The organism is Xanthobacter sp. AM11 (assembly GCF_047444035.1).
Lineage (GTDB): Bacteria > Pseudomonadota > Alphaproteobacteria > Rhizobiales > Xanthobacteraceae > Xanthobacter.
Window position 1 is genome coordinate 3,645,276 of record NZ_JBLAOA010000001.1, and the last position, 21,645, is coordinate 3,666,920.

At 69.4% G+C, this 21,645-nt stretch carries 20 protein-coding genes; 7 read left to right on the forward strand and 13 right to left on the reverse strand.

The genetic code is table 11. From position 1 onward, the window contains the following. Window positions 1-91: 91 nt before the first annotated feature. Window positions 92-940: a cytochrome c oxidase subunit II gene (gene coxB / locus ACI7BZ_RS16695; RefSeq protein WP_414118282.1), complete on the reverse strand. Its 849-nt coding sequence runs from the start codon at window positions 938-940 to the stop codon at window positions 92-94. A gap of 618 nt (window positions 941-1,558) precedes the next feature. Between coxB and ACI7BZ_RS16700 the strand changes: the two genes are divergently transcribed. The 3 genes from ACI7BZ_RS16700 (at window position 1,559) to ACI7BZ_RS16710 (ending at window position 5,553) form a co-directional block, all read left to right on the forward strand. Beyond that, window positions 1,559-2,143 carry an invasion associated locus B family protein gene (locus tag ACI7BZ_RS16700; protein WP_414118283.1) on the forward strand — a complete coding sequence of 195 codons (585 nt, stop codon included), beginning with the start codon at window positions 1,559-1,561 and terminating at the stop codon, window positions 2,141-2,143. Between the two features lie 151 nt (window positions 2,144-2,294). Further along, window positions 2,295-4,139 carry a monovalent cation:proton antiporter-2 (CPA2) family protein gene (locus tag ACI7BZ_RS16705; RefSeq protein ID WP_414118284.1) on the forward strand — a complete coding sequence of 615 codons (1,845 nt, stop codon included), beginning with the start codon at window positions 2,295-2,297 and terminating at the stop codon, window positions 4,137-4,139. 385 nt (window positions 4,140-4,524) lie between these two features. Beyond that, window positions 4,525-5,553 (forward strand): DUF937 domain-containing protein, encoded by a 1,029-nt coding sequence (locus ACI7BZ_RS16710; protein ID WP_414118285.1) that lies wholly within the window; start codon window positions 4,525-4,527, stop codon window positions 5,551-5,553. 167 nt (window positions 5,554-5,720) lie between these two features. Here ACI7BZ_RS16710 and ACI7BZ_RS16715 read toward each other — a convergent pair whose 3' ends face one another. Then, the gene (locus tag ACI7BZ_RS16715; RefSeq protein WP_414118286.1) at window positions 5,721-6,044 is read right to left on the reverse strand and encodes a DUF1127 domain-containing protein; all 324 of its coding nucleotides are present in this window, start codon (window positions 6,042-6,044) and stop codon (window positions 5,721-5,723) included. A gap of 295 nt (window positions 6,045-6,339) precedes the next feature. On the opposite strand from ACI7BZ_RS16715, the gene ACI7BZ_RS16720 reads away from it, so the two are divergent. After that, window positions 6,340-7,221 (forward strand): LysR substrate-binding domain-containing protein, encoded by an 882-nt coding sequence (locus ACI7BZ_RS16720; RefSeq protein ID WP_414118287.1) that lies wholly within the window; start codon window positions 6,340-6,342, stop codon window positions 7,219-7,221. 64 nt (window positions 7,222-7,285) lie between these two features. Here ACI7BZ_RS16720 and ACI7BZ_RS16725 read toward each other — a convergent pair whose 3' ends face one another. The 10 genes from ACI7BZ_RS16725 to ACI7BZ_RS16770 all read right to left on the reverse strand — a co-directional run bounded on the left by ACI7BZ_RS16725 (window position 7,286) and on the right by ACI7BZ_RS16770 (window position 17,462). Beyond that, window positions 7,286-8,002, reverse strand: coding sequence for a GntR family transcriptional regulator (locus tag ACI7BZ_RS16725; protein ID WP_414118288.1), 717 nt, complete (start codon window positions 8,000-8,002; stop codon window positions 7,286-7,288). Window positions 8,003-8,064: 62 nt separating this feature from the next. Continuing rightward, on the reverse strand, window positions 8,065-8,451 hold the full coding sequence (hpxZ, locus tag ACI7BZ_RS16730; RefSeq protein ID WP_414119191.1) for an oxalurate catabolism protein HpxZ: 387 nt from the start codon (window positions 8,449-8,451) through the stop codon (window positions 8,065-8,067). A gap of 11 nt (window positions 8,452-8,462) precedes the next feature. Further along, window positions 8,463-9,896, reverse strand: coding sequence for an AtzE family amidohydrolase (locus ACI7BZ_RS16735; protein WP_414118289.1), 1,434 nt, complete (start codon window positions 9,894-9,896; stop codon window positions 8,463-8,465). Between the two features lie 7 nt (window positions 9,897-9,903). Then, complete coding sequence (locus ACI7BZ_RS16740; protein ID WP_414118290.1) at window positions 9,904-10,113, reverse strand: AtzG-like protein; 210 nt, start codon at window positions 10,111-10,113, stop codon at window positions 9,904-9,906. Between the two features lie 7 nt (window positions 10,114-10,120). Further along, window positions 10,121-12,004 (reverse strand): dipeptide ABC transporter ATP-binding protein, encoded by a 1,884-nt coding sequence (locus ACI7BZ_RS16745; protein WP_414118291.1) that lies wholly within the window; start codon window positions 12,002-12,004, stop codon window positions 10,121-10,123. Window positions 12,005-12,015: 11 nt separating this feature from the next. Then, the gene (locus ACI7BZ_RS16750) at window positions 12,016-12,900 is read right to left on the reverse strand and encodes an ABC transporter permease (RefSeq protein ID WP_414118292.1); all 885 of its coding nucleotides are present in this window, start codon (window positions 12,898-12,900) and stop codon (window positions 12,016-12,018) included. Next, entirely contained in the window at window positions 12,897-13,910 is a 1,014-nt protein-coding gene (locus ACI7BZ_RS16755) for an ABC transporter permease (RefSeq protein ID WP_414118293.1), read from the reverse strand. Before ACI7BZ_RS16755 ends, ACI7BZ_RS16750 begins: the two co-directional genes overlap by 4 nt. A gap of 133 nt (window positions 13,911-14,043) precedes the next feature. Beyond that, window positions 14,044-15,666, reverse strand: a complete 1,623-nt coding sequence (locus ACI7BZ_RS16760) for an ABC transporter substrate-binding protein (RefSeq protein WP_414118294.1) — start codon at window positions 15,664-15,666, stop codon at window positions 14,044-14,046. A gap of 255 nt (window positions 15,667-15,921) precedes the next feature. Further along, window positions 15,922-16,761 carry a CDP-diacylglycerol--serine O-phosphatidyltransferase gene (pssA, locus tag ACI7BZ_RS16765; protein ID WP_414118295.1) on the reverse strand — a complete coding sequence of 280 codons (840 nt, stop codon included), beginning with the start codon at window positions 16,759-16,761 and terminating at the stop codon, window positions 15,922-15,924. Beyond that, on the reverse strand, window positions 16,761-17,462 hold the full coding sequence (locus ACI7BZ_RS16770) for a phosphatidylserine decarboxylase (protein ID WP_414118296.1): 702 nt from the start codon (window positions 17,460-17,462) through the stop codon (window positions 16,761-16,763). Before ACI7BZ_RS16770 ends, pssA begins: the two co-directional genes overlap by 1 nt. A 365-nt stretch (window positions 17,463-17,827) precedes the next feature. Between ACI7BZ_RS16770 and ACI7BZ_RS16775 the strand changes: the two genes are divergently transcribed. Then, entirely contained in the window at window positions 17,828-18,361 is a 534-nt protein-coding gene (locus ACI7BZ_RS16775) for an arsenate reductase ArsC (RefSeq protein WP_414118297.1), read from the forward strand. 6 nt (window positions 18,362-18,367) lie between these two features. Here ACI7BZ_RS16775 and ACI7BZ_RS16780 read toward each other — a convergent pair whose 3' ends face one another. Continuing rightward, complete coding sequence (locus tag ACI7BZ_RS16780; RefSeq protein WP_414118298.1) at window positions 18,368-19,357, reverse strand: AraC family transcriptional regulator; 990 nt, start codon at window positions 19,355-19,357, stop codon at window positions 18,368-18,370. A 179-nt stretch (window positions 19,358-19,536) separates the two neighbouring features. Here ACI7BZ_RS16780 and ACI7BZ_RS16785 point away from each other — a divergent pair, with 179 nt between their 5' ends. Both ACI7BZ_RS16785 and ACI7BZ_RS16790 read left to right on the forward strand, forming a co-directional pair. Further along, a complete protein-coding gene (locus tag ACI7BZ_RS16785) occupies window positions 19,537-20,304 on the forward strand; it encodes a 3-hydroxyacyl-CoA dehydrogenase (RefSeq protein ID WP_414118299.1) in 768 nt (255 codons plus the stop codon). A 73-nt stretch (window positions 20,305-20,377) separates the two neighbouring features. Continuing rightward, window positions 20,378-21,568: an acetyl-CoA C-acyltransferase gene (locus ACI7BZ_RS16790; protein WP_414118300.1), complete on the forward strand. Its 1,191-nt coding sequence runs from the start codon at window positions 20,378-20,380 to the stop codon at window positions 21,566-21,568. The last annotated feature ends 77 nt before the right edge of the window (window positions 21,569-21,645 follow it).

The window sequence follows — 21,645 nt, forward strand, 5'->3', positions numbered from 1 at the left end:
GCTCCCGCCCACCGCATCCAACGTTTGTTTCTTGCTGCCCGGTCGTTCGTCCGGCCAGCTCCTCCCTCGTCCGCCGCTGCCGGGCCGCGCCTCAGCGCGCCGGCGCCGCCTCCGCCAGCTTGCCGGCGGCATCCGCCGCGCTGGCGAACTTGGCCTTGGCCTGGGCCAGCCATGCCTCGAAGTCCTTCTCGCTCACCGCCCGCACGGCGATGGGCATGAAGGCATGGTCGCGGCCGCACAGTTCCGAGCACTGGCCGTAATAGACGCCCTCGCGCTCCACCTTGAACCAGCTCTCGTTGAGGCGGCCGGGAAGCGCGTCGATCTTCACGCCGAAGGACGGCATGGCGAAGGAGTGGATCACGTCCGCAGCGGTCACCTGGATGCGGATGTTCTTGTTGACCGGAACCACCACCTCATTGTCCACGGCGAGGAGGCGCGGCTGGCCGGCCTTCAGGTCCTTTTCCGGGACCATGTAGGAATCGAAGCCGAAGCCGCCATTGTCCGGGTATTCATAGGACCAGTACCACTGGTGCCCCGTCACCTTCACCGTCAGGTCCGGCTTGGGGATGTTCAGCTCCAGGTGCAGAAGCCGGAACGAGGGAATGGCGATGAGCACCAGGATCATCACCGGCAACACCGTCCACGCCACCTCGATCATGGTGTTGTGGCTGGTCTTCGACGGCACCGGGTTGGAGCGCTCGTTGAAGCGCACCACCACCACCACGAGCAGCACCAGCACGAACAGCACGATGAGCGTGATGATCCAGAGCAGCAGGGAGTTGAAACCATGGATCTTCTCCATGACCGGCGTGGCCGCGGCCTGGAGGTTGATCTGCCACGGCGACGGCTGGCCCATCTCGGCGTGGGCGGCCGCGCTCGCGAACACCGCAGCTGCGAAGGTGCCCATGGCGAGGGCAGCGGTGCGAATGAGCGAATTCATCGTCTTCGACTCTCCCTGATCCGGCCGATCTATCGCCGAATATTCTTGCCGGCCGGCATGCCCGCGGGCGCCCCCGGCGGCGAACGCATTCTCCATGCGCGACCGGCCGGCTTTTGCGCCGTTTTCGGACAGCCACTCTCCCTAGAATTCATCAAACACAATTGGCTGCGCCTTGCAATCGCCCAAGGTTTGCCCCCGATGCGACATTAAGTCGGATGCCAAACGCCCCTGTTTTCCGCCCGGGGCGGCGGGTCGCGCAAACTCCGCGTGAAGCCTTGGCTTTCGGCGGCGCGCGCAGCCGCCTGCGGGGCTCCCTCCAGGTTAAATACCGCAACGGCAGGATGACAAAATACCGCGCCAACGGCGGGGCCCCGGGCCGGCCGCGCGCCCCTCCGCGGGCGCAGGAAAGCCCCTGCTGCCCCACCCTGGCGGACGCCGATTCCCCCGGCCGGCACCCACTCCCGGGCCGGTGGGATTTCACGGCATCATCGGCTTTCCCCGATTGTGGGGGCGCATCGCCCCATTGTTGACAGGAAGCCTTGGGCATTAAGGCTCTGGTTCAGAAAATCAGATAAGGCAGAAGCCGCCCGCGCCGCCGGGTGGATGCCGGAGTTGCCGATGGCCGTGTCGTTCCCTGCTCGCCGCCTGCCCCTGTTTCGCCGGACGACGGCGGACCTCGTCCGGCGCCGGGCCGCAGGCCTCGCCGGCCTTGCCGCCGCCGGCCTCTTCGCCGCCGCCCTGGCGCTGTCCGCCGCGCTGCCCGCCGCCGCGCAGGGGGTGGTCAAATCGGTGCACGGGGAATGGCAGATCCGCTGCGATACCCCGCCCGGCGCCCAGGCCGAACAATGCGTGCTGCTGCAGTCGGTGCGCGCCGAGGACCGGCCCAACGTGGGGCTCACCGTCATCGTGCTGAAGACGGCGGACAACAAGAGCCGCCTGCTGCGCGTGCTGGCCCCGCTGGGGGTGATCCTGCCCAAGGGCCTGCGCCTCGTCATCGACGAGCAGGACGTGATCGGCCCCGCCCCCTTCGTGCGCTGCCTGCCCAACGGCTGCATCGCCGAGGGCGAGCTGACGGAGCAGATGATCTCCAAGCTGAAGAACGGCAAGAGCGCCCTGTTCATCTTCTTCGAGACGGAAGAAGAGGGCATCGGCGTGCCGCTCAGCCTCAACGGCTTCGGTCCCGGCTTCGATTCGCTGCGCTGAGGCGCCCGCGGAAGGGCCGCATCCGTGCCTGGGGGCGGGCACGGTTTCGACATGCTTGGTACGCACAAGGCCAGGGCGTAGCCGGATACGCCGCAGGGAGCGCGTCGTCCTGCGGCCAGGGATTGCGCAGGATGGGGCAGGGAGAGGCGGGATGCACGGGGAAGAACACGCCTTGTTCGGAGCGGCGCTCGCCTTCCTGTGCGCCGCCGTCATCTCGGTGCCGGTGGCCAAGCGGCTCGGCTTCTCCCCTGTGGTCGGCTACCTTCTGGTGGGCATCGCCATTGGCCCGGTGGGCTTCAACGTGGCCGACCCCGCGGTGGTCTCCACCGTCGCCGAGCTGGGCGTGGTCATGCTGCTCTTCCTCATCGGGCTGGAGCTGAAGCCGTCCCACCTCCTGTCCATGGGCCATTACATCTTCGGGCTCGGCACCGCGCAGCTGATGCTGACCGCCCTCGCCTTCGCGCTCCTGGCCTATTTCGGCCTCGGCTTCGGCGTGGCGGCGGCGGTGGTGAGCGGGCTTGCCCTTTCGGTCTCGGGCACCGCCATTGCCCTGCAGCTGCTGGGCGAGCGCGGCGAGCTGTCGAGCCCCTACGGCCAGCGCGCCTTCTCCATTCTCCTGTTCCAGGACATTGCGGTGGTGCCCCTTTTGGCGCTGGTGCCGCTGCTGGCCCCCGGCGGGGAGGCGGAACTGGCGCGCGACCCCAAGGCCACCCTGCTCCAGGCCCTGCTGGCGGTGGCGGCCATCGCCATCATCGTGGTGTCGGGGCGCTACCTGCTCAATCCTTTGTTCCGCGTCCTCGCCCGCTCCGGCGCGCGGGAGGCGATGACGGCTGCGGCGCTGATGGTGGTGCTGGGCGCGGCGGGCCTGATGGAGGCGGCGGGCATGTCCGCCGCCCTCGGCGCCTTCCTGGCCGGGCTGCTGCTTTCGGAAAGCACCTTCCGCCACGAGCTGGAAGCCAATGTGGACGCCTTCCGCGGCCTGCTGCTCGCCGTGTTCTTCATGAGCATCGGCATGTCGCTCAACATCGATGTGGTGCTGGCCCACATTCCCCGCCTGCTCGCCGGGGTGGTGGCGGTGGCGGTGGTGAAGGGCGTGGTGGCCTATCTGGTGTTCCGCGCCGACAACATCTCGGTGGAAAACGCCCTGCGCTCGGCGGTGGTGCTGCTGTCGGCGGGCGAGTTCGCCTTCGTCCTGTTCCCCCTCGGCCTCGACACCGGCATCCTGCGGCCGGAGCAGGCGGACCTGCTGATCGCCCTTGCCGCCCTCACCATGATTCTCGGCCCGCTGCTGTTCGCCGGCCTCGCCCGCATCATGCCCCGCCTCGCCCCGCCCAAGGAGGAGCCGCCGGCGGACGACTTCACCGACGCCGACGGCTCGGTGCTGGTGATCGGCTTCGGCCGCTTCGGGCAGATCGTGTCCCAGTGCCTGCTGGCCCAGGACGTGAGCGTGACCATCATCGACAACGACGTGGAGATGATCCAGAGCGCCGGGCGGTTCGGGGTCCACATCTATTATGGCGACGGCACCCGGCTGGACGTGCTGCGGGCGGCCGGCGCCGAGACGGTGGAGGTCATCTGCGTGTGCGTGGACGACAAGGAGGATGCCAACCGCATCGTCGAGATCGTGCGCGCCTCCATGCCCCGGGCCCGCCTGTTCGTGCGCAGCTTCGATCGCGTCCACTCCATGGAGCTCATGCGGCTGGGCGTGGACTACGAGCTGCGCGAGACCCTCGAATCGGCCCTCTCCTTCGGCGGGCGCACTCTGGAGGCGCTGGGCGTGGCAGCCGATCTCGCCACCGCCCGGGTGGCCGACGTGCGCCGGCGCGACCGCGCCCGGCTCGAACGCCAGATGGAGGAAGGCATCTTCGCCGAGGCCGACATGTTCCGCGGCCGCAAGGTGGAGCCCGAACCCCTCATCCAGCCGGAAAAGCCCGCGCGCCCGCTCAATCCCGAGGCGCAGGACATCCTCTCCCACGAGACCGAATTCTCCGGCTAGTGGTTCGACCGCGACAGATGGCCCCCATCTGTCGCGACCAGGTCGAACCACAACGCCTTGATCCACTAGGGCGCACCGCTCCGCGGGAGCGGTGAACCGGCCTCCAATCTATTGAATAGAGATGGATTGGCGGCGCCAGAGCGCGCGTCGACCGGCCGCGCCGGCGCGGGCTCCCGCCTGGAAAGCGCGCGCGATCCAGCCACCGGGGGCAAGGAGCGCAAAGCGCGCATCCATTTCGTGATTTCGCAACCCCGATGGCGTAATGTCGTTCCAATCCTTGAGGAGGGGTCTGCCCTCGCACCTCGGGGACCGCACGAATCTTCGCGACGGAAGCGCCGGCCAGATTGAACATCTGATCGACCCGGCTGCGGTGGAGTACGCAGGGATGGATCAGTTCGTGGAGATGCTGAGGGCGGCCCAGGGTGGGCAGGCCCTCGAAAATCTCGCCCGCGTCTACGGCTTGTCCGGGCAGCAGGCCCAGGCCGTGACCGAGGCGGTGATGCCGGCCTTCGCCGAGGCGTTCAAGCACGCCACCCAGTCTCCCGAGGCGCTCGCCTCGCTGATGGCCCTCATGAGCAGCGGTCCCTACGGGGCCTTCTATTCCCAGCCCGCTCCGCCGGCGGAGCTGACCCGGGCCGGCGGCGAGGCGCTGGACACCGTGTTCGGCTCCAACGAGGTGTCGAAGGCCGTGGCGACACAGGTGGCGGCAACCACCGGCCTCGGCGTCGCCATCGTGCGGCAGATGATGCCCAGCTACGCCACCCTGGTGGTGGGCGGGCTTGCCAAGTCCCTGGCCGCCTCCGGCGCCCTGCAGCAGATGATGGCCGCCATGCTCAGCCGCATGCCGGGCCAGACCGAGCACCGCATCGCCCCCATTTCCAGCGGCAATCCCTGGATCGACGCCTTCCTCGCCTTCACCAGCACCGCGGCGGAAACCGCGCCGCGCGCCTATTCCAGCGGCAATCCCTGGGCCGATGCCTTCGCGCAGATGATGTACCAGCGCGCGGCCCCCGCCCCCGCGCCGCAGCGCCCGCCGGCCAATTCCTGGCAGGACGTGGTGAACGCCATGGCCAACACCATGACGCAGGCCGGCATTCCCCCGCGCGCCGCGCCGCCGCCGGAGCCGCCGCCGCCGCCGCTGATGCCGTTCCAGCGCTTCTTCGCCCAGCTCTTCGCCCAGGGCTTCCCGCCCGCGGTGCCCGGCAGCGACGGCAGCCGGCAGGCCTATGGGGTGCCGGAATTCTGGATGGACATGATGTCCCCCTCCTCCAGCCAGTCCGTGCAGGAGGCGGAAACCCTGCCGCCGGAAAAGCCACGCCTGGTGAAGGCGCAGCCCGATGCGCGCCAGCCCGGCCGGACCCCCGCGGGCAAGCCTTCCGCCGGCGGCCCTCCGGGCCGGCAGGACACCAAGTAGCGGGCCCGCTGCGCCCCGTCTTCCGGCGGCCCGGGCCGCAGACAGAAAGCGACCCGCGCCGGTTGCGGACGGCGCGGGTCGAGTCACGGCGGAAACGAGGGGCACTTCCGCCGGATCACGCTCTATCCTGTTGGATAGCGAAGGATCTGACCCGGCCAGATCGGGCTCTATGCGCCGCGGCTGCGGCCGGCGAGGCGGGTGGCGGTGCGCCGCTCGATGGTGCGCAGCACCAGGAGGCGGGTGGGATCGGCGGGGAACGGCGTGGCCGCCGCATCGCGCAAATCCGCGCGCGTGACGCCGATGTCCCGCAGCATATGATCATCAAGGCCGGCAAGCTCGGCGAGCACGCGGCGTCGCTCGATGGCGCGGCCCACGGCGCCCGCGGCCTTTGCGCCATGGACCGCCACGGCCACGAGGGCAAGGCAGCAGGCGGCCAGCATCTCGCCCACCGGGGCAAAGACGACACTTCGGGTTTCTCCGTGAACGCTCATCTTCATCTCCATCGCCGCTTGCGCGTTCCGCAGGCCTCCTTTCTGGGCCCCCGGCGGCTGCTCAGGCCACCCGGTTTCGCGTCTCGTCGCTTCGGCGTGACCCTTTGTGGCGGTGCGGGATAAATCACGCTAGCGAATGTTTTTCATCTCTCGTATCATTCCGTTTGATGAATGAGAGCGCCATCCGGCCGCGCCAAAGCTGGCTGGAGGCGGATCTTTCATTGAGTTACAACAGCTTGCACGCGCCGCCGCCCCCAGGGCCAAAACGGCGCAAAATGTGCGGGAAGGCGTTTGCATGACAGCCATGCTGGACCCGGACCAGTTGCGCACCTTCGTCGCCATCGCCGAAACGGGCAGCTTCACCCGCGCGGCGGAGGTGGTGCACAAGACCCAATCGGCGGTCTCCATGCAGATGAAGCGCCTGGAGGAGCGCGTGGGGCGGCCGGTGTTCGTGCGCGACGGACGCGCCTCCCGACTCACCGAGGATGGCGAGCGGCTTCTGGATTTCGCCCGCCGCATCGTCAAATTGAACCTGGAGGCGGTGTCGAGCTTTGCCGATGCGGCGCTGTCCGGGCGGGTCTGCCTCGGCGTGCCGGACGATTACGCCGACCGCTACCTGCCGGACATCATGGCGCGCTTTTCCCGCACCCATCCGTCAGTGGAGCTCAGCGTCATCTGCGAGCCGTCGAGCGAGCTGGTGCAGCACATTGCCGGCGGCAGCATCGACCTTGCCATCATCACCGCCACCGAGATCACCGCCCGCAACGCCCACGTCATCCGCCGCGAGCGCCTGCTCTGGGTCTCCTCCGCCCGCCATGCGGTGCATCTGGAAACGCCGGTGCCGCTGGCGCTGGGACGGCCCACCTGCCAATGGCGCGACCTCGCCGTCTCGCGCCTTGCCGGGGCGGGGCGCGGGCATCGGGTGCTTTATGCGAGCCCCAATGCGGGCGCGGTCGCCGCCGCCGTGCTGGCGGGCCTTGCGGTTTCCGTCCTGCCGGAATCGGCCTTGCGCACCGGCATGCGGGTGCTGGGGACGGCGGACGGCTACCCGCCGCTTCCGCCCTGCGACATCGGCCTCCTGCGCAACCGCCACGAGCCGTCCGCCCTCGCCGACGCCTTGGCGCAGCATATCGTGCAGGGGCTCGACAACCTCACCGACGCCGACGCCGCGCAGTGAGCGCGGAGCCGCCATCGGGGCATCGGCTCCGGTCTTCCGGGCTGGGCCGGACGGATGCGCCGGCTCACACGCTCTCGGCGTAGCGCTCGTAGGCGTCCTCGACGGTGAGGATGTGGGCGCGCATGGCCGCCGCCGCCTCCGCCTTGTCGCCGCGCAGGATGGCGGTCACCACCCGGTCGTGCTCCTGGTAGGACAAGGCCAGACGGCCCAGGGTGCGGAACTGTGCCCGGCGGAACGGCTGCAGGCGGGCGCGGGTGGCCAGCGTCAGCTCGGTGAGATAATCGTTGTGGCTGCCGGCATAAAGGCTGGTGTGGAACCGCTCGTTGAGCACGGTGTAGCCGCTCTCGTCGCCGCGGCGGGTCAGGTCGGCCAATTCGCCGTGGATGGATTCCAGCGCGGCCCGCTCCGGCGCCGTCATGTGCACCGCGCACAGGCCGGCGCACAGGGCTTCCAGCTCCGCCATCACATCGAACATGCCGCGCAGCCGCTCCAGCGAGGGCTGCGCCACCAGCGCGCTGCGATGGGGCCGCGCCTCCACCAGGCCCGAGCCCGCCAGATCGCGCAGCGCCTCGCGCACCGGAGTGCGCGACACGCCGTAGCGGCGGGCGATTTCCACCTCTTCCAGCGCCGTTCCGGGGGCGAGGCGGCCGCGAACGATGTCGTCGGCAATCTGCAGCCGCAATTCCTCGGTCCGGGTCACGGGGCGGCCGGCACCCCGGCGCCTGCGGCTGCGCGGGGCGGGTTCAGCAGACTTGAGAGGGGGCGGCGTAAGCAGGGTCATGACTTTAGAAATCTAGCCGGATTCGGGGGCGGCGCGAAATCCGGTGGAAACCGGAAGCGCGGTCAGCCGCCCTGCGGAATCATCGAAACATGGGCTGCGACCACCCGCCAGCCATCGGGAAAACGCACCCAGCTCTGCTGCTGCCGGCCCACCTGCCCCGGCGCGGACGCGCGGGTGAACAAGGTGGAGGCCACCGCGAAGTCGCGACCATAGGTGGTGATGACGGTTTGCGCGAGGGTGCGCTCCAGCCCCACGGGCGCACGCGCCCGGCGAAAGGCGCGGATGGCGTCCATGCCGTAGAGATTCTCGCCGCCGCCGAAGCGGATGGTACGCGGGTCATCGCGGAACAGGGCCTCCAGGGTTGCCACGTCGTTGCCCACCAGCGCGGCTTCGTAGCGGGCGAAGGCCTCCTCCACCTCGGCCTTCACCTGCGCAATGTCGATGTCCATCATGCCTCCCCTCAGTGTTCCGCCACCGGCGCCCGAGCGACGCCGGCGCGCTCCAGCGCCGCGGCCACGCGCAGCGCCAGGTCCTCCCGCCAGGGCGGGGCGATCACCTGCACGCCCAGGGGCAGGTGCGGCGCCGCCCCCGCCGCCACGAACACCGGCACCGCGGCCACCGGCAGGCCGATGAAGGATATGGGCTGGGTGAAGAGGCCGATATTGGGCCGGGCCGGCATCTCCTGCCCATCCAGCACGAAGGTCTTCTGCCCCAGCTTCGGCGCGCGGCAGGGTGTGGCGGGGGCGAGCAGCACGTCGCAGGTCTCGAACAGGCGCAGCATCTGCGTGCGGAAATGGCGGCGGAAGCGCTGCGCCGCATCCACCCACGCGGCGGGAATGGCGAGGCCGGCGAGCAGGCGGTCGCGCACCGCCGGGTCGAAATCCTGCGCCCGGGCGGCGAGGCGGCGGGCGTGCAGGCTCGCGCCCTCGGCCGCGGTGATGACGAAGGCGGCGGCGCGGGCGCGGGCCGCGTCGGGCACATCCACCCGCAGGCTGGTGCCGAGGGCGTCGGCGCAGGCGTCCACGGCGGCGAAGGCCTCCGGCAGCGCGCGGTTGCGGAAATAGCCGCCGGCCACCGCCACCCGCAGCCCCTCCGCCCCCTGTCCCAGCAGCCCGCAAACCGGCTCGAAGGGGCGCTCGGTCTGGCCCGGGTCGCGCGCATCGGCGCCCTGCATGGCGTCGTAGAAGGCGGCGAGGTCGGCGGTGGAGCGCGCCAGCGGGCCGAGATGGTCGAGGGCGGTGACGAAGGGAAAGCTGCCGCCGCGCCCCAGCCGGCCATAGGTGGGCTTCAGGCCGAAGGTGCCGCACAGGGCCGAGGGCACGCGGATGGAGCCGTTGGTGTCCGAGCCCAGCGCCACCGGCACCAGCCCCGCCGCCACCGCCGCCCCCGACCCGCCGGAGGAGCCGCCCGACATGTGGCCGAGGTCGCGCGGATTGCGCGAGGGCCCGTCATGCACGTTCTCTCCGGTGAAGTCGTAGGCATATTCGCCCATGTTGAGGGCACCCACCAGCACCGCGTCCGCCGCCTCCAGCTGCGCCACCAGCATGGCGTCACCGGCGGCCGGCGACAGGTCGCGGTTGATCTTCGAGCCGGCGCGGGTGGGCAGGCCCGCCACGTCGAACAGATTCTTCACCGCGAACGGCGCCCCCGCCAGCGGCCCCAGCGGAGCACCGGCGGCACGGCGGGCGTCGATGGCGTCGGCCCGGGCGCGGGCGCGGGCGGCGGTCACGTCGGTGAAGGCGTTGACGGCGCCGTCCACGGCGGCGATGCGGGCCAGGGTGGCCTCGGTCACGGCGCGGGCGGTGACCGCGCCGCCGGCCACGGCCGCGGCGATCTCCATGGCGGTGGCGGTGGCGAGGCCATCGGCATCCGCCGGGGCGAGGGGCGCATTCATTCGGACCTCACGGATGGTAGACGGGGGCCGGCTCGGCGGCATCCCCGAGGTCCAGGCTGCGCACCAGGGTTGCGGCATCGGCGATGGTGCGCAGATTGACCAGCGCCTCGGCGCGCCATGCGGGCTCGGGGGCGATGCCATGGGCGGCCAGTGCCCCGTCCAGCAGGGCTTCGAGCGCCGCGTCGGGCACGGATGGGAGTGCGGTTTCCTCGGCCATGGGCGCCTCAGACGGGGGGATGGGGAATGGCGGAGATGAGCTCGCGGGTATAGGCGTCCTGCGGCGCTTCCAGCACCGCGCGGGAGGCGCCCTCCTCCACGATGCGCCCCTGCCGCATGACGATCACCCGGTCGCACAGCAGGCCCACCACGTGCAGGTCGTGGGAGACGAAGAGATAGCTCATGCCCAGGCGCAGCTTCAGCGCCTCCAGAAGGTTCAGCACCACCGCCTGCACCGACACGTCGAGGGCCGCCGTCGGCTCGTCGAGAATCACCAGGTCCGGCTCCAGGGCGATGGCGCGGGCGATGCCCACGCGGGCCTTCTGGCCGCCGGAAAGCTGGTGCGGGAAGCGCTCCAGCAGGCCCTGCGGCAGCCCCACCATGTCGGCCAGCTCCGCCACCTTGGCATCGAGGGCCGCTCCGCCGGACATGCCGGCCATGCGCAGGAGCGGATCGGCGATGGCACGGGCGGCGGTGTAGCGGGGGTTCAGGCTCTCCGTGGGGTCCTGGAACACCATCTGGATGCGCCGGCGCATGGGATGATGGGCGAAGTCTTTAGCCGGCACATCGCCAATATCTTCGCCGGCAAATGAAATGCGGCCGGCAGTCGGGTCGATGAGGCGCATCACCATGGTGGAGGTGGTGGACTTGCCGCAGCCGCTCTCCCCCACCAGCCCCACGCTCTCGCCCTTGCGCACCTCGAAGGAGATGCCGTCCACGGCGCGGAAGATGGCGTCCTCCGCCGGCGCCTTCTTGCCCAGAAGGCCGGCGAGGAAGGCCGAGGGCGCGCCCTGGCGCGGATATTCCTTGAGGAGATTTTCGACCTTGAGCAGCGCTACTCCCTCTCCCGCTTGCGGGGGAGGGCTGGGGAGGGGGCTGGCGCCTTCACCTGCAACCACGGCCGGACAGGAGGCATCTGCCCCCACCCTGCCCTCCCCCGCCTGAACTCGGCTGTTGCCGAGTTCGGTTCCCAAGTGCTGAAGCCGGATGTTTCCGGCTTCAGGCGGGAGAGGGTTCTCCGCCGGCTCCTCCGGCAGCAGATCCTTCAGCGTGATGCCCGGGCGCGGCGTCGCCCGCATCAGCTTGCGGGTATAGGGGTGCTGGGGGTCGCGGAAGATGCGCTCGGCGGGGGCGGTTTCCACCACCTTGCCCTTCTCCATCACCATCACCGTGTCGCAATAAGCGGCGGCAAGGCCCAGGTCGTGGGTGATGAGGATGGTGGACATGCCGCGCTCGCGCGTCAGCTCGGTCACAAGGTCCATCACCGCCTTCTGGGTGGTCACGTCCAGGCCGGTGGTGGGCTCGTCGGCGATCATCAATTGCGGCCGGCACGCCAGCGCCAGGGCGATGACGATGCGCTGGCACATGCCGCCCGACAATTCGAACGGATAGGCGTGATAGCGCTCCTCCGGCCGGGCGATGCGCACCTGGCGGAGGATGTCGATGACCTTCTCCTTCACGTTGCGGGCATCGGCCTGCACGTGCTGCAGCAGCACGTCGCCGATCTGCGCGCCCACCTTGCGGATCGGGTTCAGCGCGGCGCGCGGATTCTGGAAGATCATGGACATCTCGCGCCCGCGCAGGTCGCGCATGGTGCTTTCGGGCGCGTGCGCCACGTCGATGCCGGAGAAGGTGATGGAGCCGTCGGCGATGCGCCCCGCCCGGTCGAGGATGCGCATGACCGTATAGGAGGTCACCGACTTGCCCGAGCCGCTCTCGCCGACGATGCCCAGCGTCTCGCCCTTGTTGAGGGTGAGGTTCACCTGGCTGACCGCGGTGACCACGCCGCGGCGGGTGAGGAATTCCACGGTGAGGTCCCGCACCTCCAGCAGCGGCCCGCTGGGGGCCTCGGAGCCGGCCGCCTCGGCCTTCACGTCCACGACGCCGTGCATGTGCGTCTCCATCAGGTGCGACGCTGGGGATCGACGATGTCGCGCAGACCGTCGCCCAGGAGGTTGAAGCAGAACACCGCGAACATGAGGGCAAGGCCGGGGAACAAAGCGATCCACCATTCGCCCGACACGATGTAGCCGGCGCCTTCCGCCACCATGATTCCCCATTCCGGGGTGGGCGGGCGCACGCCGAGGCCGATGAAGGAGAGGCCCGCCGCATTCAGGATGGCGTAGCCCATGGTGAGCGACATCTGCACCATCATGATGGGCATGATGTTGGGCAAGATGGTCGTGAGCAGGATGCGCCACTCCGAATTGCCGGTGAGGCGCGCCGCCTGCACATAGCCGGCATTGCGGCGGATGGCGGCTTCCGCCTTGGCCACCCGCACATAGAGCGGAAAATTGATGATGGCGGTGGCGATGACGATATTGGTCACCGTATTGCCCAGCGCCGCCACGATGCCCATGGCCAGCACGAACAGCGGAAAGGCCATGATGGTGTCGGAGATGCGGCCGATGATGCGGTCGGTCCACCCCCCGAAGAAGCCGGAGGCGATGCCGGCGATGCCGCCCGCGGCGAACACCAGCGCCACCGAGAAGACGGCAATGGCCATGTCCAGCCGTGTGGCGACGACGACGCGGGAGAAGATGTCCCGCCCCAGATTGTCGGTGCCGAACCAGTGGGCGGCCGAGGGCGCCTGCAGCGCGGCCGCGGTGTCGCTGGCCAAAGGGTCGTAGGGCACGATGAACGGCCCGATGGTGGCGCACACCACCAGCACCAGGAACATGCCGAAGGCGATACCGGTGACCGGATTGTCGGAGATGACGTAGCGCGCATGCGCCAGCGTCGCGGCGAGGCCCCGGGGGGCGTGGGTTTCGGCCGTGGCGAGGGTCATGCTTCGCTCCGCGCGCGGGGGTCGATGATGCCGTAGGCGATGTCGATGAGGAGATTGAGGACCACGTAAAGCACCGCCATGGCGAGCACGAAGCCCTGCACCGGCGCAAAGTCGGACGTGATCAGCGCCTCGACCGCATAGGAGCCGATGCCCGGCCAGGCGAACACCTTCTCCACCAGCACGTTGGCGCCCAAAAGGAAGGAGAAGACCATGCCCAGCGTGGTCACCACCGGCAGCATGGCGTTTCGGAAGGCATAGGTGATGATCACCGTATAGTCGGTGAGCCCCGCCGCGCGCGCCGTGCGCACGAATTCGGAGGAGAGCACCGCCAGCATGGAGGCCCGCGTCATGCGCGCGATGGGCGCCAAGGCGAAGATGGCGAGGGTGATGGCCGGCACTGCCAGCTGCGCCAGCGCCGCCCGGAAGGTTTCAAGGTCGCGGGCGATCAGGCTGTCGATGAGATAGAAGCCGGTCACCGTCTCCGGCGCCGAGAAGTAGACGTCGAGCCGGCCCAGCGGGGCCGGCGCCCAGCCCAGCTTGAAGTAGAACACATAGACCAGCAGCAGGCCGGTGAAGAACACCGGCAGGGAGACGCCCGCCGTGGTGATGAGCCGGCAGGCGTGATCCACCCACGAGCCCTGCTTCACCGCCGCCATGATGCCGAAGGGAACGGCGATGGCGAGGGCGAGGATGAGCCCCGCCAGCGTCAGTTCCGCGGAGGCGGGAAGCCGCGCGGCGATCTCCGCGGCCACCGGCTGGCCGGTGGACAAGGAGGTGCCGAAGTCTCCCGCCGCCAGCGCCGAAACATAATCCACGAACTGCGCGGGCAGCGACTTGTCGAGGCCGAGCTTGGTGCGGATTTCGGCGATGGCCTCCGGCGTCGCGGCCGGGCCGGCGAAATAGGCCGCCGTATCGCCCGGCAGCACGCGGGTGAGCAGGAAGGTGACGATCACCACACCGATGAGGCTCGGCACGGCGGTGGCGAGACGGCTGCCTATAAGCTTCAGCATGGTGCAATCCCTTGATGCGACGGGGCCGGCGGCGCCGTGGACTGGCTGCCGCCGCACCCGCAGTAATCCCGCCTTCGCCCGCGGCGGGGCCGCAGGGCGGCGGACCGCCCCCGGCTGTGCCGGAAGGCGCGCCTCAGCCCTTCTGGAAGGCGCGATAGTCGAGCCGGCGGTGGAACCAGTATTCGTAGCCGGTGACGTTCTTCTGCATCGCGACGTTCACATAGGGCTGGTAGAGCGGGATGCGCGGCACGTCGGCGAAGGCGAGGTCCACCATGCCCTTCACATTGGCATCATACGCCGTCCTGTCGCCATTGGCGGCCGAGGCGCGGGCCGCGTCGATGAAGGCGTCCATCGCCTGCGACTGGTAGCTCATGGTGTTGAAGATAGAATTGTTGCCGTGGTAACACCAGAAGAAGAAGTATTCGGGGTAGTCCAGCCAGCCCGAAAACACATTGGTGTAGAGCGGCAGCACCTTCTTCGTCAGTTCCGTGCGCCAGTTGGCGCCGGGGATCTTGTTGATGGTGGTCTTGATGCCGAGCTGGGCCAGGTTCTCCTGCAGCAGCACGCAGATGGGCTCGTTGACGCCGGCAAAGCCCAGGTCGAACGAAAGGGTGGTCTCAAGCCCGTTGGGGTAGCCCGCCTCGGCGAGGAGCTGCTTGGCCTTGGCAAGGTCGGTGGTGAATTTTGTGGGCTGCGGCCAGGCCACCTGGGTGGGCGCATCCGCCGGGGCGCCGAACATGGGCTTGGCCAGGCCGTACAAGGCGGCGTCCATGATCTTCTGGTAGGGGATGGCATAGGCGATGGCCTGGCGCACCTTCACATTGTCGAAGGGCGGGTTCTTCACGTTCATGCCGATGTATTGCACGCCGTTGGAATAGGGCACGGACGTGATGGTGAGCTTGCCCGCCTGCTTCATCTCCATGAAGTCCTTGCTGGGCAGGTCGTAGGAGATGTCCGCATCGCCGCGCTCCAGCAGCGCCCGGCGGTTGCCGGCGGACGGCACCATGCGCCAGATGACGCGCTTGATCTTGGGCAGCGGGCCGCCCTTCCAGTCGTCGAAGCGCTCGAAGATCACTTCCGTGCCGGGGGTCCACTTGGTGACGCGATAGGCGCCGGAGCCCACCGTGTTCTGCTTGGTGTATTCGAGGCCCCAGGGGTCCTTCTCGGTGGCGTTCTTCTGCACCAGGCCGGAATTGATGACGCACGGCACGATCACCGCAAGGTCGGGGATGGTGAGGCGGTCCTTGCGCAGGAAGTCCACGCGCACCGTGTGGTCGTCCACCACCACGAACTGCTCCGGCTTCTCCAGCGAGCCGGCCTTCATCTGGAAGGTGGGGAAGCCGCCCACCGAGACGGCGCGGTCCAGCGACCACTTCACATCCTTGGCGGTGACCGGGGAGCCGTCCTGGAAGGTGGCATTCTTCTTCAGCTTGAAGGTCACCGACATGTCGGAGATGTTCATGTCCTCGGCCAGCTCGCCCTTGAGCTTGTCGCGGTCGTAGTAGCGCACCCCGTCCTTCTCGGTCATCTCGTGGGTGATGAGGCGGTCGTAGCAGTTCCAGTTCGCCTCATAGCCGGGCACGTTGGTGCCGACGCCATGGATGTCGAGATTGTTGGGGCCGCTCTCCGAGACGATGAGCAAGGTCTCGTTGCGCGCCTGCGCCTGCGCCGAGGAGAAGACGGCGGGAGCTGCGACGCCGGCGCCGGAGGCAACGGCGGTGGCGGACGCGGACTTCATGAATTCACGGCGGTTCATCGGGAGGCATCCCCATGGGTGATTGTCCCCTCCCCTTATTCAAGCCATGTGCCAATTGCATACAAAAAGTTTAAATATGTTTTATTTCAAATAGTTATTAGCTATTTCGGCCCGCGGCCACGCCCGCGTCACACGGTCATGAGCCTAAAAAATAGGCTGATATGTGACTATTGTATGCATTACTGCCGCAAACGGTGGCGGCCAGATTGGCCATCCGGAATGGGCGCTCGAAACGGGCGCCGCGGGCCGGCGGCTTCAGGACGGGCGCGGGCCCGCCCCTTCCGCTGCCGGATGCTCCGCCCGGAACGCCGCCATCAGCCGGCGGTGGCGCAGGGTCGAGACCGGCAGCAGCGCGAGATAGAGCACCGAGCAGACGGTGAGCACGATCCACGGATAGCTCGCCAGCAGCGCGAAGAAGAGGGCCACCAGCACGAACAGGGGCAGCACCATGTCGCGGCGCACCCGGCGCCCCAGCGTCTTGCCGGACCAGGCGGGGACGGTGGAGATCATCAGGAAGGCGATGGCCACGGTGTAGATCAGCGCCAGCGGCGCGCTCACGCCGCCGTGGGGCACGCCGATCAGCTCCAGATAGACCGGCAGCAGCACGGTGATGGCCCCCGCCGGGGCCGGAATGCCGGTGAAGAAGTCGCCGGCGAAGGGCGGCTTGTCCGGGTCGTCCAGCATCACATTGAAGCGGGCGAGGCGCAGGGCGGCGCAGATGGCATAGGTGAGCGCGGCGATCCAGCCGAACGAGCCGGCCTCGTTCAGCCCCCAGAAATAGAGCATGAGCGCCGGCACGCAGCCGAAATTCACGAAGTCCGCCAGGCTGTCCAGCTCGGCGCCGAAGCGCGAGGTGCCCTTCAGCGCCCGGGCGAGCCGCCCGTCGATGCCATCCAGCAGGGCGGCGAAAACGATGGCGGCCAGCGCCAGCTCGATGCGCTCCTCGATGGCCAGGCGCACGGCCGTGAGGCCCGAGCACAGGGCCAGCAGCGTCACCAGATTGGGCAGCAGCACCCGCACCGGCACCCGGCCGAAGCGGCCGAAGCGCGGGCGCGGCCGGCCCTCTGGATCGAAGGGCGGAAACGGGGTTTCCATCAGCTCACCCGGTATGCGGTGTCGCGCGGGGGCGCGGCCGCGAAATCGCACAGCACCGTTTCCCCGGCCACCGTGAGCTGGCCTTCGGCCACGTGAACCCGCGTGCCCACCGGCAGGTAGACATCCACCCGCGAGCCGAAGCGGATGAGGCCGAAGCGCTCGCCGGCGCCGATGGATTCGCCTTCCCGCACGAACGAGACGATGCGCCGGGCGATGAGGCCGGCAATCTGCACGCAGCCGATGCGGCCGAACGGCGTTGCCAGCACCATGCCGTTGCGCTCGTTGTCCTCGCTCGCCTTGTCGAGGTCGGCATTCAGGAAGATGCCGGGCTTGTAGGCGACGCGCTCGATGCGCCCGGTCACCGGCGCCCGGTTCACGTGCACGTTGAACACGTTCATGAAGATGGACACGCGCAGGAGCGGCGTGTCGGACAGGTCCAGCTCCCGCGGCGGCACGGCAAGGCCGATCTGCGAGATGCGCCCGTCGGCCGGCGCCACCACCAGCCCTTCGCGCACCGGCGTCACCCGCGGCGGATCGCGGAAGAACAGCGCGGTCCAGATGGCAAGGCCCACCGCGATCATGCCGAAGAAGGTGGAGAAGGCGAGCAGGACGAGCGCGATCACCGCCGCGAAGGCGATGAAGGGGTAGCCCTCCGGGTGAACGGGGACCAGCGACTTGCGGATGGTGGTGACGAGGGACAACAGAGCCTCCGGCGGCGCCGCTCCGCCGGGAGCGTAGCGCACAGGTCATGAGGGGCACAGGTAGTGAGGGCGCGCCCCGCCGTCAAATACCCCCCGGCGCCGGCTACCGTCGCACGGACCGGCGGCGGACGCCACCTCGTCGCGCGTCTTGCCAGCGGCCGGCAAGATACGTGTTGACAGGCCGGCCTGGCCTCCGTTTGCGTTGTCGGACCGGACTCGCCCAGGAGCCGGGCAACGCTCATGCTGCCGCGACCCGCCCGGTCGATGCGCCGCGGGGCCGGTGCCTTGAAGCGCCACGCGCCGTACCGCCGGGCCATCCGGCCGGCGCGGGCTCCGGCGGCGGAAAAGAATCGGTGGAGGAAGACATGTCGGACGACCGCGTTTTCAATGTCCTGTTCCTGTGCACCGCCAATTCGGCGCGCTCGCTCATGGCCGAATGCATTCTCAACCGGCTGGGCAAAGGCCATTTCCGCGCCTATTCCGCCGGCACTGCCCCCGCGGCGCAGGTGCACCCGGAAACGCTGAAGCTGCTCGCCGGCCTGAATTACGACGTGAGCGCCCTGCGCCCGAAAAGCTGGCACGAATTCACAGGCCCCGACGCGCCGCACTTCGACTTCGTGTTCACCGTCTGCGACGACGCCGCCAACGAGACCTGCCCCACCTTTCCCGGCGAGCCGTGGCATCGCATGTCCGCCCATTGGGGCATTCCCGACCCCAAGGTCGTCGGCGGCACCGCCACCGACCTGTCCTTCGCCTTCGCCGACGCCTATCGGCTGCTGGACCGGCGCATCGCCATCTTCGTCGCCCTGCCCATCCGCTCCCTCGATCGCCTCGCCCTGCAGGAGCATCTGGAGCAGATCGGGCAGGCCGGCGGGGAAGTGCAGGCGCAGGCGAGCTGAGGCGGCTCAGTCCGCCGGCCTGCGGCGGAAGGCGCCGGGGCTGAGGCCGGTCCACTTCAGGAAGGCGCGATGGAAGGCGCTGGGCTCGGAAAAGCCCAGCTCCGCGGCAATGTCCCCCACCGGCAAGGCGGTGGAGAGCAGCAGCGCCTCGGCCTTCAGGCGGCGCAGCTCGTCCTTGATGTCGCGATAGGTGCGGCCCTCATGGGCCAGCCGGCGACGCAGGGTGGACGCCGGCAGGCGCAATTGCCGGGCGAGGTCCTCGAAGCCCGGCCACGCGCTCGCCGGCAGGTCGCGCAACCGCGCCCGCACCTTGGCGGCAAGGCCGGCATCATGCCGGTAGCGCACCAGGATGTTGGCCGGCGCGGCACGCAGGAAATCGCGCAGGGCCCGCTCGCTGCGATGGGCCGGCAGCTTGAGGAAGTCGGCATCGTAGACCAGCCGGCTGACCGGGGCATGGAAGCGCACCGGCGCGCCGAAGAACAGGCCGTAGTCCGCCCCGTGCGCCGGCGGCCCGCAGCGGAAATCCACCTGCCGCAATGGAATGCGCCGGCCCACCAGCCAGCAGGTGATGCCGTGCACGATGATCCAGTAGGTGCGATAGGCGAAGGCCGAGCGCGCCGCCCCGCGGTCCTCCAGCACGATGGCGGCGCGCCCTTCCGCCACCTCCAGCTTGCCCACCGGATCGTCCAGCACCACGCGCAGGAAGCGCAGGGCGCGCTTCAGCGCCTGCTCCAGCGTCGCCGCGCCCATCAGGGCATGGCACAGCAGGGTGAAGCTGCCGCAGCGCATGGGACGCGCGCCGAGGCCGAAGAATTCGTCGTCGAGGGCCTCGGCCACCGCCGTCCAAAGCGCCCCGTACTGTTCCGCCGAAACATGCCCCAACACTGGCGGAACGAGCCCGGCCCGCGCCAGCACCGGCTGCGGGTCGATGCCCCGCCCTGTCAGGCAATCGAGCGCATCGTCCACGAAGCGGGCGGATATCATGCGCCGTTCCAAGGGGCGGGGCTCCATTCTCGCATATGGCAGAATCGCTCAAAAATTTAGATCGCTTCCGCCATCGAATGCCACACCCATCGTGGCTACAGCACATGACGGTCTCTCTTCTTGAGCGTAGAGGCGGCAACCGGCCTTCCCACCCGGCGGGGACGGCCCAGGCATCATCCCGGGAGGAAACCATGAAGATCGAAGGCCGCGTGTTTCTCGTCACCGGCGCCGGCTCCGGCCTCGGTGCCGCCGTCACCCGGATGCTGGTGGCGGAAGGCGCCAGGGTGGTGGGTGTGGATATCAACGCCGCAGCCGGCGAGGCCATCGCCGCGGAGCTGGGCGATGCGGTGCGCTTCCAGAAGGCCGACGTCACCAGCGAGGCTGACGGCATCGCCGCCGTCACCCTCGCCAGGGAGGCCTTCGGCCACCTCCACGGCCTCGTGAACTGCGCCGGCGTCGCCCCCGGCGAGAAGGTGGCGGGCCGCGACGGCCCGCACCGGCTGGACAGCTTCGCCCGCGCCGTCTCCATCAATCTGGTGGGCACCTTCAACATGCTGCGGCTCGCCGCCGATGCCATCGTGAAGGAAGAGCCCGACGCGGAAGGCGAGCGCGGCGTCATCATCAACACCGCCTCCATCGCCGCCTTCGACGGCCAGATCGGCCAGGCCGCCTATGCCGCCTCCAAGGGCGGCGTCGCGGCCCTCACCCTGCCGGTGGCGCGGGAGCTGGCGCGCTTCGGCATCCGCGTGGTCACCATCGCCCCGGGGATTTTCGAGACCCCGATGATGGCCGGCCTGCCCCAGGAAGTGCAGGATTCGCTGGGCAAGACCGTGCCCTTCCCGCCCCGCCTCGGCCGCCCGCCGGAATATGCCGCCCTGGTGCGGCACATCTGCGAGAACACCATGCTGAACGGCGAGGTGATCCGCCTCGACGGCGCGCTGCGGATGCCGCCGCGCTGACGGCAGCCACACCACGGCCGCTGCCGGGTGCGCCGGCGCCGGCCGCCATCGCAACACCGGGAGGAAAATGAAAATGACTGCCGCTGATCCCATCGTCATCGTCGGCGCCGCCCGCACGCCCATGGGCGGCTTCCAGGGCGACCTGAAGGACGTGGCCGCCCCGGCGCTGGGCGCCGCGGCCATCGCCGCCGCTTTGTCCCGCGCCGGCCTCGCGCCGGACCAGGTGGACGAAGTGGTGTTCGGCTGCGTGCTGCCCGCCGGCCTCGGCCAGGCGCCGGCGCGCCAGGCCGGCCTCGGCGCCGGGCTGCCCCTTTCCTCCGGTGCCACCACCGTCAACAAGATGTGCGGCTCGGGCATGAAGGCCGCCATGTTCGCCCACGACCTCCTCCTCGCCGGTTCTGCCGGGGTGGCGGTGGCCGGCGGCATGGAGAGCATGAGCAACGCCCCCTATCTGCTGGACCGCGCCCGCGGCGGCTACCGCATGGGACACGGCAAGGTCCTTGACCACATGTTCTTCGACGGGCTGGAGGACGCCTACGACAAGGGCCGCCTCATGGGCACCTTCGCCGAGGATTGCGCCCAGGCCTACCAGTTCACCCGCGAGGCGCAGGACGCCTTCGCCATCGCCTCCCTCACCAAGGCCCAGAAGGCCATGACCGACGGCGCCTTCGACGCCGAGATCACCCCGGTGACGGTGAAGGCCGGCAAGGCCGAGCGCGTGGTGGCGGCGGACGAGCAGCCGCCCAAGGCGAAGCTGGACAAGATCCCCACCCTGAAGCCCGCCTTCCGCGACGGCGGCACGGTGACCGCGGCCAATTCCTCCTCCATCTCCGACGGCGCCGCCGCTTTGGTGCTGATGCGCCGCTCGGAAGCCGAGAAGCGCGGCCTCACCCCGCTCGCCGTCATCGCCGGCCATGCCACCCACGCCCAGGCGCCCAACCTCTTCACCACCGCCCCCGTGGGCGCGGTGCAGAAGCTCGCCGAAAGGACCGGCTGGGCGCTGGCGGACGTGGACCTGTTCGAGATCAACGAGGCGTTCGCGGTGGTGCCCATGGTGGCCATCCACGACCTTGGCCTGCCGCAGGACAAGGTGAACGTGCACGGCGGCGCCTGCGCGCTGGGCCATCCCATCGGCGCCTCCGGCGCCCGGGTGATGGTGACGCTTCTGGCCGCGCTGGAACGCTACGGCATGAAGCGCGGCATCGCCTCCTTGTGCATCGGCGGCGGCGAGGCCACCGCGGTGGCCATCGAGCGGGTGGGCTGAGGAAGGTTTGCCTCGCCGCCCTCTCCCGCACGCGGGAGAGGGGTCCCACCGCGACAGGAACCACTCCCGGAGGAGCC

What these genes read in the sequence shown, in the direction of transcription:
- ACI7BZ_RS16785 (WP_414118299.1), top strand. Translation starts at nt 19,537, where the DNA reads ATGAAGATCGAAGGCCGCGTGTTTCTCGTCACCGGCGCCGGCTCCGGC.
- ACI7BZ_RS16760 (WP_414118294.1), bottom strand. Translation starts at nt 15,666, where the DNA reads ATGAACCGCCGTGAATTCATGAAGTCCGCGTCCGCCACCGCCGTTGCC.
- ACI7BZ_RS16710 (WP_414118285.1), top strand. Translation starts at nt 4,525, where the DNA reads ATGGATCAGTTCGTGGAGATGCTGAGGGCGGCCCAGGGTGGGCAGGCC.
- ACI7BZ_RS16705 (WP_414118284.1), top strand. Translation starts at nt 2,295, where the DNA reads ATGCACGGGGAAGAACACGCCTTGTTCGGAGCGGCGCTCGCCTTCCTG.
- coxB (WP_414118282.1), bottom strand. Translation starts at nt 940, where the DNA reads ATGAATTCGCTCATTCGCACCGCTGCCCTCGCCATGGGCACCTTCGCA.
- ACI7BZ_RS16755 (WP_414118293.1), bottom strand. Translation starts at nt 13,910, where the DNA reads ATGCTGAAGCTTATAGGCAGCCGTCTCGCCACCGCCGTGCCGAGCCTC.
- ACI7BZ_RS16725 (WP_414118288.1), bottom strand. Translation starts at nt 8,002, where the DNA reads ATGACCCTGCTTACGCCGCCCCCTCTCAAGTCTGCTGAACCCGCCCCG.
- ACI7BZ_RS16750 (WP_414118292.1), bottom strand. Translation starts at nt 12,900, where the DNA reads ATGACCCTCGCCACGGCCGAAACCCACGCCCCCCGGGGCCTCGCCGCG.
- ACI7BZ_RS16720 (WP_414118287.1), top strand. Translation starts at nt 6,340, where the DNA reads ATGACAGCCATGCTGGACCCGGACCAGTTGCGCACCTTCGTCGCCATC.
- ACI7BZ_RS16735 (WP_414118289.1), bottom strand. Translation starts at nt 9,896, where the DNA reads ATGAATGCGCCCCTCGCCCCGGCGGATGCCGATGGCCTCGCCACCGCC.
- ACI7BZ_RS16745 (WP_414118291.1), bottom strand. Translation starts at nt 12,004, where the DNA reads ATGCACGGCGTCGTGGACGTGAAGGCCGAGGCGGCCGGCTCCGAGGCC.
- ACI7BZ_RS16700 (WP_414118283.1), top strand. Translation starts at nt 1,559, where the DNA reads ATGGCCGTGTCGTTCCCTGCTCGCCGCCTGCCCCTGTTTCGCCGGACG.
- pssA (WP_414118295.1), bottom strand. Translation starts at nt 16,761, where the DNA reads ATGGAAACCCCGTTTCCGCCCTTCGATCCAGAGGGCCGGCCGCGCCCG.
- ACI7BZ_RS16715 (WP_414118286.1), bottom strand. Translation starts at nt 6,044, where the DNA reads ATGAGCGTTCACGGAGAAACCCGAAGTGTCGTCTTTGCCCCGGTGGGC.
- ACI7BZ_RS16740 (WP_414118290.1), bottom strand. Translation starts at nt 10,113, where the DNA reads ATGGCCGAGGAAACCGCACTCCCATCCGTGCCCGACGCGGCGCTCGAA.
- ACI7BZ_RS16775 (WP_414118297.1), top strand. Translation starts at nt 17,828, where the DNA reads ATGTCGGACGACCGCGTTTTCAATGTCCTGTTCCTGTGCACCGCCAAT.
- hpxZ (WP_414119191.1), bottom strand. Translation starts at nt 8,451, where the DNA reads ATGGACATCGACATTGCGCAGGTGAAGGCCGAGGTGGAGGAGGCCTTC.
- ACI7BZ_RS16790 (WP_414118300.1), top strand. Translation starts at nt 20,378, where the DNA reads ATGACTGCCGCTGATCCCATCGTCATCGTCGGCGCCGCCCGCACGCCC.